At 74.5% G+C, this 14,004-nt stretch carries 15 protein-coding genes; 2 read left to right on the top strand and 13 right to left on the bottom strand.

What is annotated here, in order from left to right:
- Window positions 1-20: 20 nt before the first annotated feature.
- The 12 genes from ACQP12_RS20045 to ACQP12_RS20100 form a co-directional block, all read right to left on the bottom strand.
- Window positions 21-1,376 (bottom strand): hypothetical protein, encoded by a 1,356-nt coding sequence (locus tag ACQP12_RS20045; RefSeq protein ID WP_433280961.1) that lies wholly within the window; start codon window positions 1,374-1,376, stop codon window positions 21-23.
- A 3-nt stretch (window positions 1,377-1,379) separates the two neighbouring features.
- Window positions 1,380-2,345, bottom strand: a complete 966-nt coding sequence (locus tag ACQP12_RS20050) for an alpha-ketoacid dehydrogenase subunit beta (RefSeq protein WP_433280963.1) — start codon at window positions 2,343-2,345, stop codon at window positions 1,380-1,382.
- Window positions 2,345-3,316, bottom strand: a complete 972-nt coding sequence (locus tag ACQP12_RS20055; RefSeq protein ID WP_433280965.1) for a thiamine pyrophosphate-dependent dehydrogenase E1 component subunit alpha — start codon at window positions 3,314-3,316, stop codon at window positions 2,345-2,347. The genes ACQP12_RS20050 and ACQP12_RS20055 overlap by 1 nt, the downstream gene beginning before the upstream one ends.
- Window positions 3,313-4,110: a DUF3050 domain-containing protein gene (locus ACQP12_RS20060; protein ID WP_433280967.1), complete on the bottom strand. Its 798-nt coding sequence runs from the start codon at window positions 4,108-4,110 to the stop codon at window positions 3,313-3,315. Before ACQP12_RS20060 ends, ACQP12_RS20055 begins: the two co-directional genes overlap by 4 nt.
- Before the next feature lies 1 nt (window position 4,111).
- Window positions 4,112-5,035: a phytanoyl-CoA dioxygenase family protein gene (locus ACQP12_RS20065; RefSeq protein ID WP_357943127.1), complete on the bottom strand. Its 924-nt coding sequence runs from the start codon at window positions 5,033-5,035 to the stop codon at window positions 4,112-4,114.
- Entirely contained in the window at window positions 5,032-6,138 is a 1,107-nt protein-coding gene (gene hppD, locus ACQP12_RS20070) for a 4-hydroxyphenylpyruvate dioxygenase (protein ID WP_433280970.1), read from the bottom strand. Before hppD ends, ACQP12_RS20065 begins: the two co-directional genes overlap by 4 nt.
- Before the next feature lie 65 nt (window positions 6,139-6,203).
- Entirely contained in the window at window positions 6,204-7,427 is a 1,224-nt protein-coding gene (locus ACQP12_RS20075) for a beta-ketoacyl-[acyl-carrier-protein] synthase family protein (RefSeq protein ID WP_433280972.1), read from the bottom strand.
- Window positions 7,424-9,094 carry a class I adenylate-forming enzyme family protein gene (locus ACQP12_RS20080; protein WP_433280974.1) on the bottom strand — a complete coding sequence of 557 codons (1,671 nt, stop codon included), beginning with the start codon at window positions 9,092-9,094 and terminating at the stop codon, window positions 7,424-7,426. Before ACQP12_RS20080 ends, ACQP12_RS20075 begins: the two co-directional genes overlap by 4 nt.
- Window positions 9,091-9,594 (bottom strand): beta-ketoacyl synthase chain length factor, encoded by a 504-nt coding sequence (locus ACQP12_RS20085; RefSeq protein ID WP_433280976.1) that lies wholly within the window; start codon window positions 9,592-9,594, stop codon window positions 9,091-9,093. Before ACQP12_RS20085 ends, ACQP12_RS20080 begins: the two co-directional genes overlap by 4 nt.
- A complete protein-coding gene (locus tag ACQP12_RS20090; protein WP_433280978.1) occupies window positions 9,591-10,733 on the bottom strand; it encodes a beta-ketoacyl-[acyl-carrier-protein] synthase family protein in 1,143 nt (380 codons plus the stop codon). Before ACQP12_RS20090 ends, ACQP12_RS20085 begins: the two co-directional genes overlap by 4 nt.
- Window positions 10,726-10,971, bottom strand: a complete 246-nt coding sequence (locus ACQP12_RS20095; protein ID WP_091258815.1) for a hypothetical protein — start codon at window positions 10,969-10,971, stop codon at window positions 10,726-10,728. Before ACQP12_RS20095 ends, ACQP12_RS20090 begins: the two co-directional genes overlap by 8 nt.
- Window positions 10,971-11,234, bottom strand: a complete 264-nt coding sequence (locus tag ACQP12_RS20100) for a phosphopantetheine-binding protein (RefSeq protein ID WP_357943135.1) — start codon at window positions 11,232-11,234, stop codon at window positions 10,971-10,973. The genes ACQP12_RS20095 and ACQP12_RS20100 overlap by 1 nt, the downstream gene beginning before the upstream one ends.
- Window positions 11,235-11,251: 17 nt before the next feature.
- On the opposite strand from ACQP12_RS20100, the gene ACQP12_RS20105 reads away from it, so the two are divergent.
- On the top strand, window positions 11,252-11,938 hold the full coding sequence (locus ACQP12_RS20105; protein ID WP_433280981.1) for a 4'-phosphopantetheinyl transferase family protein: 687 nt from the start codon (window positions 11,252-11,254) through the stop codon (window positions 11,936-11,938).
- Here ACQP12_RS20105 and ACQP12_RS20110 read toward each other — a convergent pair.
- Entirely contained in the window at window positions 11,869-13,251 is a 1,383-nt protein-coding gene (locus tag ACQP12_RS20110) for a class I adenylate-forming enzyme family protein (protein ID WP_433280983.1), read from the bottom strand. The genes ACQP12_RS20105 and ACQP12_RS20110 overlap by 70 nt on opposite strands.
- Window positions 13,252-13,527: 276 nt before the next feature.
- Between ACQP12_RS20110 and ACQP12_RS20115 the strand changes: the two genes are divergently transcribed.
- A complete protein-coding gene (locus ACQP12_RS20115; protein ID WP_433280985.1) occupies window positions 13,528-13,965 on the top strand; it encodes an N-acetyltransferase family protein in 438 nt (145 codons plus the stop codon).
- Window positions 13,966-14,004 lie beyond the last annotated feature (39 nt).

Raw genomic sequence — 14,004 nt, forward strand, 5'->3', positions numbered from 1 at the left:
GAGAGGGAGGGGGGCGGGGGTCAGGTGGTCAGGAGGATGCCGGTCATGAGGACGCCTCTGGCCAGGTTGAGGACCTCCTCGCAGCCGGGGTAGCCGACGCGCGCCAGGGCGCCGGAGCCCGTTCTGCCGAACAGGTACGGGGCGAGGCTGTAGGGGACCTCGGCGGTGACCGTCTCGCCGGTCTCGATCTGCACGAAGTCCATGGCCACCCGGTCGGCCACGTGGTAGCGCTGGAGGATGTTGCCGCCCGCGTCGATCGCCGCACGGACCCCGTCCTCCCAGGCCACCGGGCTCATCTCCCGGCCGATCAGCACCCCGTGCCCGGCCGAGCCGCCGGCCGGCTTGGCGACCAGGTCGGCCTGCTCGGCCAGGGCGCGGTCGAGCTGGTCGGCGGTGAGCGCCACGGTGTGCGGGACGTACCGGCGGATCAGCGCCCGGTCGGCCTCGGGCAGCAGGTCCAGGTCGGCCCAGAGCCAGGCGTAGTTGAGCTTGTTGCTGAGCAGCCAGGCGGCGCTGCTGACGAACATCGGCAGCGTGCCGGCCGCGAGGGCGCCGGCCACCGCGTCCAGGCCGGAGCTGGGAGTGACCCGGTTGGGCACGAAGAGCCGGAACAGCGCGTCGACCGGGGCGCCGCCGACCACGAGCCGGCGGTGCTCGTCCAGGGCGGCGGTGCGGACCGGCGCGATGACCAGGTCGATGCCGAAGCGCGCGGCCTGGTCGGCGAGCGGCGACAGGATCCGGATGAACGTGTCGGGGTCGTCCAGGCCCGGGTACTCGGCGTCGAAGTCCATGAGCAGCGCCACCCGGGCGCCGGCGGGCAGGCCGAGGGTGTCGCGGATGGCCACGAACCGCTGGTCGAGCAGGGACGGTGCGGGCCGGACCGGCAGCCCGTCGAGCAGGCCGTGCTCGCGGTAGAGCTCGGCGTACCGGTAGATGACCGTGTCGGCGTCGAAGCCGCCGCCCAGGCTGCTGTCGATGTTGTACTCCACGATGCACGGCACGCCGCCGGAGAACAGCACGTCCGGCCGGTACGCGGCCAGCAGTCCCTCGTGCAGCGGCTCGTCCTCGTCCAGCAGCCGGGTCTCCCCGGCCGGCACGTCGAGCAGCCGGCGCAGGTCCCCGGCGGTGCGGGCGCGCCGCCGGCACGCCTCCAGGATGAGCTGGGCGATCCGGTCGCAGACCTCGTTCAGCTCGCGGAACGCGTCGGCCGTGAGCACCGGGGGCCGAGCCAGCCGCCACTGCTTGTTGTACGTGGCCCGGCCGTGGAAGATCTTCTCCCAGGCGCCGGCGCCGGCCGCCACCATCGCCGCACGGGTCGGCTCGGGCAGGTCGGTCCACGCCTGCCCGGCGGGCGGCCACGGGTAGTTCGGGTCCATCGTTCATCCGTCCTTACAGGTCAGTTGGATGGCGGCGGTGAGCTGGTCGCGGCCGGGCTGCACGGCCCGGTCCAGGGCGGGCGCGAAGGGCAGCACGGCGCCGTCCGGTCGGGTGACCCGGCGGGGCGGCGCGGCGAGCGGGACCCGCTCGACGACGGTGGCGATGATCTCCCCGGCGATCCCGCAGGACCGGTTGGAGTCGTCCACCACCACGAGGCGCCCGGTGCGGGACACCGAGTCGAGCAGCCCGTCCCAGTCGAACGGATACAGCGTGCGCGGGTCGAAGACCTCCACCGAGACCTGGCCGGCCAGTTCGTCGGCGACGGCCAGGGCCTCGTGCACCAGGTGCCCGACGGCGACCACCGTGACGTCCGTGCCCGGGCGGCGCACCACGCCCCGCCCCAGCGGCACCGGGGCGAGGTCGGTGACGTCGGCCCGCACGTCGAGGGCCCCGGCGGGGGCGAACACCACCACCGGGTCGTCGCAGCGGATCGCCGACACCAGCAGCCCGTACGCGTCGGCCGGGGTGGCCGGCACCACGGTGGTGACCCCGACGTGGGCGAAGAGGCTGTACGGGTGGTCGGAGTGCTGCCCGGCCCAGCCGGTGCGGGAGCCGGAGCCGGGCACCAGGTAGGTGACCGGCACCGCGCACTGGCCGCCGGTCATCAGCGGGAACTTGTGCGCGTGGTTGACGATCTGCTCGAAGACCAGGAAGAGCAGCGACGGGATCTGGAACTCGATGACCGGGCGTGCCCCGGCCAGCGCGGCGCCGGTGGCGAAGCTGGTGAACGCCTGCTCCGACAGGGGCGTGTCGAGGACCCGCTCCGGGCCGAACTTCTTGAACAGGCCGGTGGTGACGTTGGCGGCGGCCACCCGGATGTCCTCGCCGAGCAGGATGACCGACTCGTCGCGGGTCATCTCGTCGGCGAGCGCCCGGGTGAGCGCCCTGCGGTAGGAGAGCCGGGGCATCAGCCACCTCCGGTCCGGGCGGTGAGCCCGCTGGCGTACAGGTGGTCGAGGGCGGTGGCGGGATCGGGCGCCGGGCCGGCCAGCGCGAAGTCCACCGCCGCGGCGAGGGTGGCCTCGACCTCGGCGTCGACCGCCGCACGGGCCGCGGCGGGCAGCCGGTCGCCCTGGATGAGCACCGGGTCCCGGAGGCGCGCGGCGGCCACCTCCTCGGGCGGGCGGTAGTCGAGGCGTACCCGGTGTTCGAAGGTGTGGTGGGCGTCGAACCGGTAGGTGCGGGCCTCGACCAGCTCGGGGCCGCCGCCGGCGCGCATCCGCGCGACGGCGGCGGCCGTGGCCTCGCGTACCTTCTCGGGGTCCTGGCCGTCGACGGCGGTGGCCGGCATGCCGAAGGCGGCGGCGCGGCCCGCGATGGTGCCGGCGACCGCGCCCTCGACCGGCATGGTGGTGGCGTAGCCGTTGTTCTCGCAGACGAAGAGCACCGGCACCCGCCAGAGCGCGGCCAGGTTGAACGCCTCGAGGAGCATCCCCTCGTTGACCGCGCCGTCGCCGAAGAAGGTCGCCCCGACCACGTCGTCGCCGCGCCGCCGGCGCGCCCACACCGCTCCGGTGAGGATCGCGCCGGCGGCCCCGACGATGGCGTTGGCGCCGAGCACCCCGACGCCGAAGTCGGCGGCGTGCATCGACCCGCCCCGGCCCCGGTTGAGCCCGGTGACCCGGCCGCACAGCTCGGCGAGCATCCGGGCCGGGTCGGCGCCCTTGGCCAGCACATGCCCGTGCCCGCGGTGGGTGCCGGTCACCAGGTCCGCGCCCCGCAGCGCCGCGCAGACCCCGGCGGCGACGCCCTCCTGGCCGAGGTACGGGTGGATGCCACCGACGATCTCCCCGGCGTCGACCAGCTCGATCGCCCGCTCCTCGAAGCGGCGGATGAGCCGGACCGTCCGGTAGAGGCCGGCCGGGTCGGGACCGGTCACGCCGGGCGGCCCTCCTTGATCGCGGCCAGGATGCCGTCCCAGAGCCGCGCCCGGGCGGCGAGCGCGTCGTTGACCGTGTCGGCGCACTCCTGCCACTTGCCGTCGTCGTCGCCGCACAGGTCGGCGAGCATCTGCATGGCCATCGGGGTGTGCTGCTCGCCGTCGACCTCGATGTGCCGCTCCAGGTAGTCGACGAACGTGTTGAGCCGGTTGCTGCGCTCGTTGACCGCGACGACCTGGGTGAACATCTCCGGGATGAGGTCCTCCCGGCCGAAGGCGAAGGCCGCCGCCTGGCAGTGCACCGGGGTGCTCTCGATGATCCGCCAGGTGGTGGCGGCGAACGCGGCCGACGGCGCGGGCACGCCCGCCTCGGCCAGCGCCCCGGTGACCGGCCGGCCGGCGCGCAGCAGGTCGACCAGCCGGTCCACGGCACCGGTGTCCGCGCCGGCCTCCCGCATGCCCCGCACGTACAGCTCGAAGTGGCTGATGTAGCCGTCGCCCAGCTCGTCGCTCTCCTCGACCATGACGATGTCGTTGATGAGGCGGCGGCTGCCGGTCGGGCCGGTGGGGATCCACGGGACGGTCACGCAGGTGAGCTGGCGCTGCAACGACTTCAGCAGCGACATGAAGTCCCACACCGCGAAGACGTGGTGCTCCATGAAGGTGACCAGCGCCTCGTGGGTGTCCAGGTTGGCGTAGAGCGGGTGCTTGACCACCACGTCGCGGCGGTCGGTCACCGCCCGCTCCAGCCGCTCGATGCCCGGGTGCGTCCTCCCCCAGTCGTACCGTGACATGTCAGCCTCCCTGCGGGGCGCGGTCGCGCCAGATGACGGGACAGAACTCGGGGTCCGCGTAGTCCGGCCGGCCGTCGGGGGTGCGGCGGACCAGCACGTCGTGGTTGTACGCGGCGAGGGTGCCGTCGGAGAGCGGATACTCCCGCCAGGCGTTGGCGCCGTCCTGCAGGTGCAGCGAGATGGCCTGGCGGGGGCGACCGCTGACGTTGGCGCCGCTGCCGTGGTAGACGCGGCAGTGGTGGAAGCTCATGTGCCCCTTCGGGATCACCATGGGCACCTTGCGGATCTCCGCCCCGTTGTGGGCGGCGTTCTCGGCGAGCATCTCCTCCAGCTGGTCGCGGTCCCGGTCGGCGAAGTGCCGCACCACGGTGTCGTCCGCGCCGACCTCCCGCCAGCGGTGCGAGCCGTCGACGATGGTGATGGTGCCCATCTCCTCGCCACAGTCGTGGAACGGGATGAACGCGGTGAGCATGTTCTCCGAGGAGGAGGACGCCCAGTAGTGCTTGTCGAAGTGCCACGGCACGATGTTGGACGGCTCGCCGGAGATCGGCGGCTTGTGGATGAGGGTGGACTGGAAGATCCGGATCTCGTCGGCCCGCGCGAGCCGGGCGGCGACCGCGCCGATCAGCGGCTTGCGCAGGATCCGGCCGATGGCGTCGTGCTCGTGGTGCACGTAGTCGTTGTGCCGCTGCACGTCGCCCTTGGCGGGCTCCCAGTAGGCCAGCTTCGGCGGGCGGACGGGCAGCCGCCGGTCCCGCTCCCCGGCGTAGTAGCGGTCGGTCGCGGCGGCGAGGGTGTCCACCTCGTCGTCGGTGAGCAGCTTCCTGCTCAGGTACCAGCCGTGTTCGGCGTAGTGCCGCACGTCCTCGTCGGACGGCAGCAGCGCCTGCTCCTCGGCGGTCAGTGCCGGATGTGTCGTGGTCATGCCCGAACCCCTCCTGCCGTACCGGCCGCGGCGGCGGGGGTCGCCCCCGCCGCGGCGAGCTCGCGTTCCTTGGCCTCGTAGAGCGCCTTGATGTTGCCGCTGCCGAAGGTGCGCGCCCCGCGCCGCTCGATGACTTCGAGGAAGAGGGTGCGGCGCACGTGCATCGACTCGGTGAAGATCTGCAGCAGCTGGCCGTCGTGGTCCGAGTCGACCAGGATGCTCAGGTCGCGCAGCCGGTCCAGCGGCGCGTCCACCTTGCCGACCCGCCGTTCCAGGTCGTCGTAGTAGGCGCCCGGGGTGCCCGCGAAGCGCACCCCCCGGCCGGCGAGGGCGCCGACCGCCGTGACGATGTCGTCGGTGCGCAGCCCGAGGTGCTGCACCCCGGCACCGGCGTGCCAGCGCAGGAAGTCCTCGATCTGCCCCGGCCGCCGGCCGGTGTCCGGCTCCAGCAGCACGAGGGTCACCCGCCCCGACGGGCTCTGCACCACCTTCGAGTTCATCGCCTGCCCGGCGACCTCGATGTGCTCCTCGAAGATCTGCGCGAAGCCGAAAACCTTCTCGTAGTGCCCGATCGTCTCGTCGAGCTGGCCCGGCGGCACGCAGACCGCCAGGTGGTCGATCTCGGCGAGCAGCGGGCGGTCGCCGCCGCCGGGAACCTCCTCGATCGCACCGGGCAGGAACCGCGTCCGGTCGCCGCGCCGCTCGACCAGGCGGTGCAGCACGTCGCCGAAGCCGCCGACCTCGGCGGTCACCACCTCGGCGTCCGCGCCCGTGAAGGTGCGCGGCCCGGTCACCCCGGTCGCACCCCGGGCCACCAGCTCCGCGTACGCCCCGGCGGCGTCGTCGACCTCCAGGGCCACCACCGCGATGCCGTCGCCGTGCCGGTGCACGTAGGTCGACGCCGGGTGCTCGGCGGTCAGCCCGCTGGTGAGCACCATCCGGATGTCGGCCTGTTCGAGCAGCAGCGAACGCTGCCCGGCCAGCCCGGTCTCCGGGCCGCCCTGGCCCCGCAGCCGGAAGCCGACGGCGGTGTCGAAGTAGAAGGCGGCCTGGCGGGCGTCTCCCACGTACAGCTCGATGTGGTCTATGCCATTGATGTCCATAGGTAGCCTTTCCCCCTGTTCCCCCCGTGACTGCGACCCGGGCGTCCGCCCGGGGTCAAGTCCGATCAGTTCCGGCGCAGCAGCAGGCTGACGTTCTGGCCGCCGAACCCGAACGAGTTGGTCAGCGCGTGGTCGGCCCGGGTGGCCCGGGGCGCGGCGCGGACGTGGTCCGCGTCGCAGTCCGGGTCCGGGTCGTCCAGGTGGTAGGTGGGCGGGAGCAGCCCGCGCCCGAGGGCGAGGGCGGTGGCCGCCGCCTCCAGCACGCCGGAGGCGCCGAGCAGGTGCCCGGTGAGCGCCTTGGTGGAGCTGACCGGCACCCCGCCGGCGCCGAACACCTCGGCGAGCGCGGTGGTCTCGGCGATGTCGCCGAGCCTGGTGCCGGTGCCGTGCGCGTTGACGTAGCCGACGTCGGCCGGCGTCACTCCCCCGCCGGCCAGCGCCCGGCGCATGCAGGCGGCCGCCCCGGCGCCGTCCGGCCGGGGCGCGGTCGGGTGGTGGGCGTCGATGTTCACCCCGTAGCCGGCCACCTCGGCGTAGCCGGTCACCCCCCGGGCGGCGGCGTGCTCGGCGCGTTCCAGCACCAGCAGCGCCGCCCCCTCGGCGAGCACGAACCCGTTGCGCCGCTTGTCGAACGGGCGGCTGGCCTCGGTGGGCTCGTCCCAGCCCCGGGCCAGGGCCCGGGCGTTGCCGAAGGTGTCGGCGAAGGTCGGGAAGAGCGGCGCCTCGCTCGCCCCGCAGAGCACCACGTCAGCCTCGCCGGCCCGGATGAGGCGTACCCCGTCGGCCACCGCCTGGGCGCCGGAGGCGCAGGCCGTGCCCACCGCGGAGCTGTAACCCCGGATGCCGTGGGCGATGGCGATCCGGGCCGACGGCATGTTCGGCAGGATCCCGGTGAGCAGGTACGGGCTGACCGCCGCCCGGCCCCGCGCGGCGCGGGCCAGGACCTGACTCTCCAGCGTGGACATTCCGCCGACGCCGCCGACGATGACCCCGATCCGGTCCGGGTCGACGTCGCGCCCCACCTCGATGCCGGCGTCAACGAGCGCCTCGGCCGCGGTGATCAGGGCGAGCAGCACGACCCGGTCGAGCACCTTCGTCTCCGGGCCGGACGCGACGCTGCGCGGGTCGATGTCCGGCAGGATCCCGGCCACCTCGAGGCTGTCCCGCGCCGGGTGCCCCTCGGGCGGCCGGCGCAACCCGGACCGGCCGGTGGTGAGCGCCGTGAACGTCTCCTCGACGCCCCGGCCGGCCGGGGTGAACAGCCCCATGCCGGTGACGACGGCGCTCATGACGGGGCCTCGGCGAGGTAGCGCTCGCGCAGCGCCACCTTGCGGACCTTGCCGGTCACGGTGACCGGGATGTCCTCGGCGCGCACCGGCACCACCCGGCGCAGGGTGGCGGCCAGGTCCGGCCCGATCGCGGCCCGGATCCGCGCCGTGCGGTCCTCGGCCGGGTCCGCCCCGGCCGCCAGCTCCAGCAGCACGTCCGTGACGACTGCTCCGGGTCGTGGCGTGGCGTCGGACATGCCGGGCCGGAGTGGTCGTCCGCCTTCGTCGTCCTCCTTGACGATCACCACGGTGCAGTCGGTGACGTCGGCGCAGGCGGCGAGGATCCGTTCCTCGGACAGCGCCGTGAAGAACCGCTTCCCGTCGCCCGTCTCGACCGAGTCCACGGCGCGGTCCAGGTGGTAGTAGCGGCCGTCGGCGTCGGCGTGGACCAGGTCGCCGGTGAGGTACCAGCCCCGCAGCCGGGACCGGTAGGTGGTGACCGAGTCGTTCCAGTAGCCGCGGAACAGCGACGGCGAGTCGATGCCCAGCCAGCCGACCTGCCCGGGCGGCAGCTCGTTGCCCGCCTCGTCGAGCACGGCCACCTTCGTGAACCGGTACGGGCGGCCGACGCAGCGGCCGTACCGGTCGGTGTCGACGGTGTGGCTGATGTGGAACATCGAGTGGCCCATCTCGCTGGAGCCGAGCCCGTCGATGAAGACCGAGCCGGGCACCCGGGTCACCCCGTCGCGGGTCATCACGTCCCGCGAGCCGACCTTGACGAGCCGGCGCACGTGCGGTTCGTGCGAGCAGTCGCCGGTGTTGAACCACAGCCGCACCGAGTCCAGGTCGTACGCCGACAGGTCGAAGCGGGCCAGCTCGGCCCAGGTGACGGAGAACCCGAACACGCCGTCCGGCCGCCAGCGCTGGATGGCGTCGAGCACCCGTTCGCCGCCCTGCTCGGAGAGGAGGAGCATCTCCGCCCGGTTGCCCAGCGCCTGGTTGACCATGAGCACCGTCGCGGTGTGCGGGGCGGGCAGCGCGTTGAGGATCCGGGTGGTGCCCTGCGCCTGCGGCATGGCGAGCAGGTGCCGGGTGGCGGCGAAGAGGCTGGCGTGGGAGTGCAGCACCGCCTTCGGCACACCGGTGGTGCCGGAGGTGTGCGTGATGACGACCGGGTCGTCGTCGTGGTGCCGGTAGTGCGCCGGCGCCGCGGCCGGGTCGCCGCCGCCCGCCTCGGCCGGCTCGCCGAGCAGGGGCGCCCCCAGGTCGTGCCCCTGAAGGGCCGCGGCGTGCGCGGCGTCGGCGAGCACCCCGGCGGCGCGCAGCCGGCGGATGTACTCGGCGGCGATCTCCGGGCGCAGCCGGCCGTTCATCAGCGCGGGGATCGCCCCGAGCCGGGCCAGCGCCAGGAACGACAGCACCATGTCGGCGGCGGCGCCGGCCCAGACGGCGACCGGGTCGCGGGGCCGGACCCCGCGCTCGTGCAGCCAGGCGGCCCGGGCAGCGACCAGCTGGTCGAGCCGGCCCAGGGTCAGCGGTGTCCCGGCCGGGTGGCCGTCGACCGCGGTGTCGAACGTGAGTCCCGGCCCGTCCGGGTCGGCGCCGTGGGCCAGCACCCGGGCGAGCACGTTGCCCGCGCCCACCCCGGTGTCGGCCGCCAGGGCGCCGCGCAGTCCCTTCGTCCTCATTGACGTGTTCCCTCCCCCAGCAGCACCGCGGTCGCCTCGCCCGGCGTACCGTCCGGTGCCTGTTCGATCAGGACCAGCAACGCCTGCGCGGCGTCGCCGTCGTACAGCAGCAGGTCCGCCTCGGCGGCGCCCTCCGCCCGTGCGTCCCCCGTGGGGCTCAGGCACACCACCGGCCCGTCCAGTCCCCAGCGCGCCGCGACGTGCCCGGCCACGCTGTTCGGCACCGACTGGAAGAAGAACAGCGGACCGACCCGGCCGCCGGCCGCGACCGTGGCGCGGACGTGCGCGGCGCTGGCCCGGTCGCCGCCCGCGCTGACCAGCACCACCGCCGTACGGTTGCCGGCGGGCAGCGGCCCCGCCCCGTACCGGGCGCGCAGGCAGCGGTCGGCCACCGCCACCACCAGCGGCGCGAACGCCGAGTGCACGAAGCCCGGCACGGCCGGCGGCGGCCCGTCCCCCGCCTCCGGCCAGCGGGCCTCGGCCAGCACCGGGGCGGTCACGGCGCACCGACCAGCAGGGCGGTGTTCGCCCCGCCGAACGCGGCGTTGAGGGTCAGCGCGTGGGCCGTGGTGGCCGGGCGCGGCGCGTCGGTGACGACGTCCAGCGGGCAGTTCTCGTCGGGGCCGAGCCAGCCGGCGTTGACCGGCAGCTTGCCGTGCCCGAGCGCGAGCACGGTGACCACCAGTTCGAGCAGGCCGGACGCCTCCAGCGCGTGCCCGTGCACCGCCTTCGTGGAGCTGACCGGGATCCGTCCGGCCGCCGCGCCGAACACCCGGCCCAGCGCCGCCGCCTCCGAGGCGTCGCTGTACGGGGTGCCGGTGGCGTTGGCGTTGACGTAGCCCACCGCCGTGCCCGCCAGCCCGGCCCGGCGCAGCGCCGCCTCGACCGCCCGGGCCAGCCCGTGCCCCCGCGGGTGCGGCTGGCACGGGTGGTACGCGTCGCCGGCCCGCCCCCACCCGGCCACCGTGGCCAGCGTCGAGGCGCCCCGGCGGGCGGCCACGCGGGCCGACTCCAGCACCACCGCGACCACCCCGTCGCCGAGCAGCAGGCCCTGGCGGCCGGCGCTGAACGGGCGGACCGCGCCGTCGGCGGCGAGCGCCCGCCCGGCGTCGAAGAGGGCGTACTGGTCCGGCTCGACCAGGTAGCCGGCGGCGACCACGACCCGGTCCAGGTCGCCCCGGCTGATCAGGGTCGCGGCGTCGGCGACCGCGGTGCTCGCCGACACGCAGGCCGTGGTGTAGACGCGGGTGCGTTCCCCGAGGCCGCAGCGGCGGGCCAGGTGGCCGGCGAGCGCCGGCACCTCCGGCCCGGCGTCCCCGCCGCCCGGACGGTCCGGCGCCGGCAGCGAGTGCGGGCCGCCGTGCGCGGCCAGGAACAGCGCGGCGCCGGCCCGGTGCGTGCGGTCCAGACCGGCCGCCCGGCAGGCGCGGTCGATCGCGTCGGCCAGCTCGTCGGCGAGGGTGCCGACCTCCGGCAGGGTGGCCGCCACGGTGACCCGGCGGCCGCCGGTGTCGAAGCGGCGCACCGGTGTGAACGCCGGGGTGCCGGCGAGCACCCCGGCGAGCAGCGCGTCGGCGCCCCTGCCGAGGGCGCTGAGCGCGTGGACGCCGGTGATCCGTACAGGCTCCCGCTCAGCCATCTGCGGGAACGGTCAGCGAGGTCCGGAACACCGCGAGGGCGTCGTCGACGGTGCGGATGCCGGCGAGCTGGTCGTCGGTCAGCTCCAGCCGGCGGTCGTAGCGTTGCTCGACGAGGTGCACGAGCCAGGCCAGCTCCATCGAGCCGATCCGGTCGGGCACCTGGTCGACGGGTTTCGCGGTCAGTTCGGCGAGCATGCTCACCAGGTCAGCTCGCCCCAGGTCGGGCTGACCGGTCATCAGGAGTTGTCGCTGTTCGCGGCCACCCGGTCGGCGACCATCGTGGTGAACTCGCCGACCGTCATGAGGGCCAGCTTCTCCGACTCGTCGTCGTCGAACTTCAGGCCGTACCGGTCCTCGACCCGGACCGCGAGGTCGGCCAGGGCCAGCGACTCGAGGTCGACGCCGGAGGGGCCGAGGGTGGTGTCGTCGTCGACGTCCTCGACGTCGTAGTTCATGTCGGCGAGCTGTTCGATGACGAAGGTGCGGACCTCGTCTCGCATGGCGTTAACCTCTTTCCGTGAGCCAGCTACCGGTGCCCGGTCGGGACACCGTGTACGTGTGGACCGACCGGACCGCCGGCGACCAGCGGGAGCTGGCGCGGCGGCTGCTGAGGCGCGCGGGTGGCGCGTTGCTCGGCCGGCCCGAGGCGGAGATCGGGGTGGGACGGGCGCCCGGCGGGCGCCCGGAGGTGTGCGCGGCCGACGGGCGGACGCTGCCGGTCAGCGTCAGCCACGTCGACGGGATGGTCGTGGTGGCCGCGCGGGCGGGCGGGCCGGTCGGGGTGGACGTCGAGCGGCGCCGGCCGCTGCCCGCCACGCCCCTGGCCCGGCGCTGGTTCGACCCGGAGGAGGCGGCCTGGCTGGCCGCCCGGGCCGAGGACGGCCGGGAGCTGGACTTCCTGCGCCTGTGGACGGCCAAGGAGGCGGTCGGCAAGGCGCTCGGCACGGGGCTGCGCGACGGCGGGCTGCGCCGGCGGATGCCCGTGCCGGCCGGCGCCGGCGAGCTGCTGCGCCCGGTCCACGGCTGTCCCGGGGTGCGGGTCGGCCACCCGGCCGGCGGGGCGGGCCTGGTGCTCGCCGTCGCGGTCGCCGGGGCGGCCGGGCCGGTCGAGGTCGCCCTCGAACAGCGGGCCGGTCATGACGCGGCGTCCCGCAGCGCCGCAGTGGAGCGGACCAGCTTGCCGGTGGTGGTGCGGGGCAGCTGATCCAGCAGGTGCAGGGTGCGGGGCCGCTTGTAGCCGGCCAGGCGCTCGGCGAGCAGCTTGTCCAGGGTGTCCTCGGAGAGTGAGCCGTCGGTCTGCACGTACGCGGTGATGCCGTCGTCCCAGACCACCACGGCGGCGGTCACCCCGGGCAGCTCGGCGACGGTGGCCTCCACCTCGGTCAGGTCGACCTTCATGCCGCCCACCGACACCTGCGAGTCGAGCCGGCCCTTGACGGTGACCAGCCCGGTGTCCGGGTCGACCGCGCCGGCGTCGCGGGTGTGCAGCCAGCCGTCGGCCCAGCGGGTCGGGTCGGCGAGCCCGACGTACGGGTTGGCCGGGCAGCTGACCCACAGCTCGCCGCCGGACTCGCGGACCCGGATGCCGGGGGCGGGGGCGATGGCGGGGCGGTGCGCCCCGTGCAGGTCGGTGCCGATGACGCCGACCTCGGTCATCCCGTACATGTTGCCCAGCGGGACGCCGTAGCGGTCGGTGAAGGCGCGGGCGACGGCGGCCGGGACCAGCTCCCCGCCGGTGGTCATCCGCTTGAGCTGCGGCAGCGGCCCGGACGGCACGGTGGAGGCGAGCAGGCCGATGTGGAACGGCACGCCGAGCACGGTGGCCGGGCTGTCCTGGGCGGCGACGGCGGCGAGGATCGCGTCGCCGCTGAGCCGCTCCGGCGGGCACAGCTCGACGCCGGCGTGCAGCCCGTAGAGCAGGCCGCCGACCAGGCCGAGCACGTGCACCATGGAGGGCAGCAGGACGATCCGCTCGCCGGGCAGCGCCACTCCGTCGATCCGGGTGTAGCGGTGCACCTCCCCGACCAGGTCCGCGGCGGTGCGCCCGATCACCTTGGACGGCCCGGTGGAGCCGGAGCTGAGCTGGATCACGACGTGCGGGCTGCCGGCGGGGCGGTCCGCGTAGGCGGTGACGCCCTCGGTGACGTCCACGAAGATCCGCAGGGCGCCGCCGCCGGTCCGCATGGGGGCGACCACCACCTGCGGGCCGAGCCGGCGCAGGGCCTTGTCGACCTCGTGGTCGGTGAGCCGGTGGTCGAGCAGGATCGCCTGGGCGCCGGTGCGCCAGGTGGCCAGCAGGTTCACCACGTACGCCAGCGACGGGGGCAGCCGCAGCGCGGCGGCGCCGCCGGGGCGCAGGCCGGCCTCGGCCAGCCGGGTCTGCGCCGCGCCGACGAGGCGGCGCAGGGTGGCCTTGTCGACCGGCTCGGGCAGGCGCAGACAAATGTCGGTGGGACGCCCGGTGAAAAGAATGTCGTCCACCCAACTCGCGTCTGTCGACACAGGATCTTCCGCCATAGGATGTGCTGTCACGACCGCCCACCGCCCAGCCTCGAAATGGGCGAAATCCGCCCGACAAGTGCGTTCCCCGGGGTGCTGACGGAACAGTACGACAGCCGTTGGATCCATTGCTACATGCAAATGGCTAGATCAATAAAGGCGGCTGGGCGGATTGCTCAGGCTCGATCGGACAGGCAGGATCGGTGCCACGCCGGCTCGGTAGCCCGCCGGCCGCCCGACGCTGTGCTCGGGGCGGGAGCGCGGTGCGGTCCGACGGGTGTTTACGCTCAAGGCATGTTCCGTGCGGCGCGGCCCGACGACTTCGCGCAGATCATCCGCCTCTACCGGCAACTGCAACCCGATGATCCACATATGACGGACGGATCCGACGCACGGGCCTTCGCGCAGATCCTGGCCACTCCGGGACTGCATCTCTTCGTGCTCGAACTGGACAGGCTCGTCGTCGCCAGCACCTACCTCAACGTGATTCCCAACATCAGCCGATCGGCGTCGCCCTACGCCGTCATCGAGAACGTCGTCGTCGAGGAGTCGCGGCGCGGCACCGGCCTGGGTAGGCAGATCATGGCCGGCACGCTTCAGGCCGCGTGGGACGCGGGTTGTTACAAGGCGATGCTGATGACGGGATCGCGCAGGCCCGCGACCCACGCCTTCTACAAGGCCTGCGGGTTCTCGGGCGACGTCAAGACGGCGTACCTGGCACGACCGTCGTGACGCGGCGCACCCGAAGGCGTGCCCGGGCCGGTCGCCCCG

It is taken from the genome of Micromonospora sp. CA-244673, assembly GCF_050948395.1.
Classification (GTDB): domain Bacteria; phylum Actinomycetota; class Actinomycetes; order Mycobacteriales; family Micromonosporaceae; genus Micromonospora.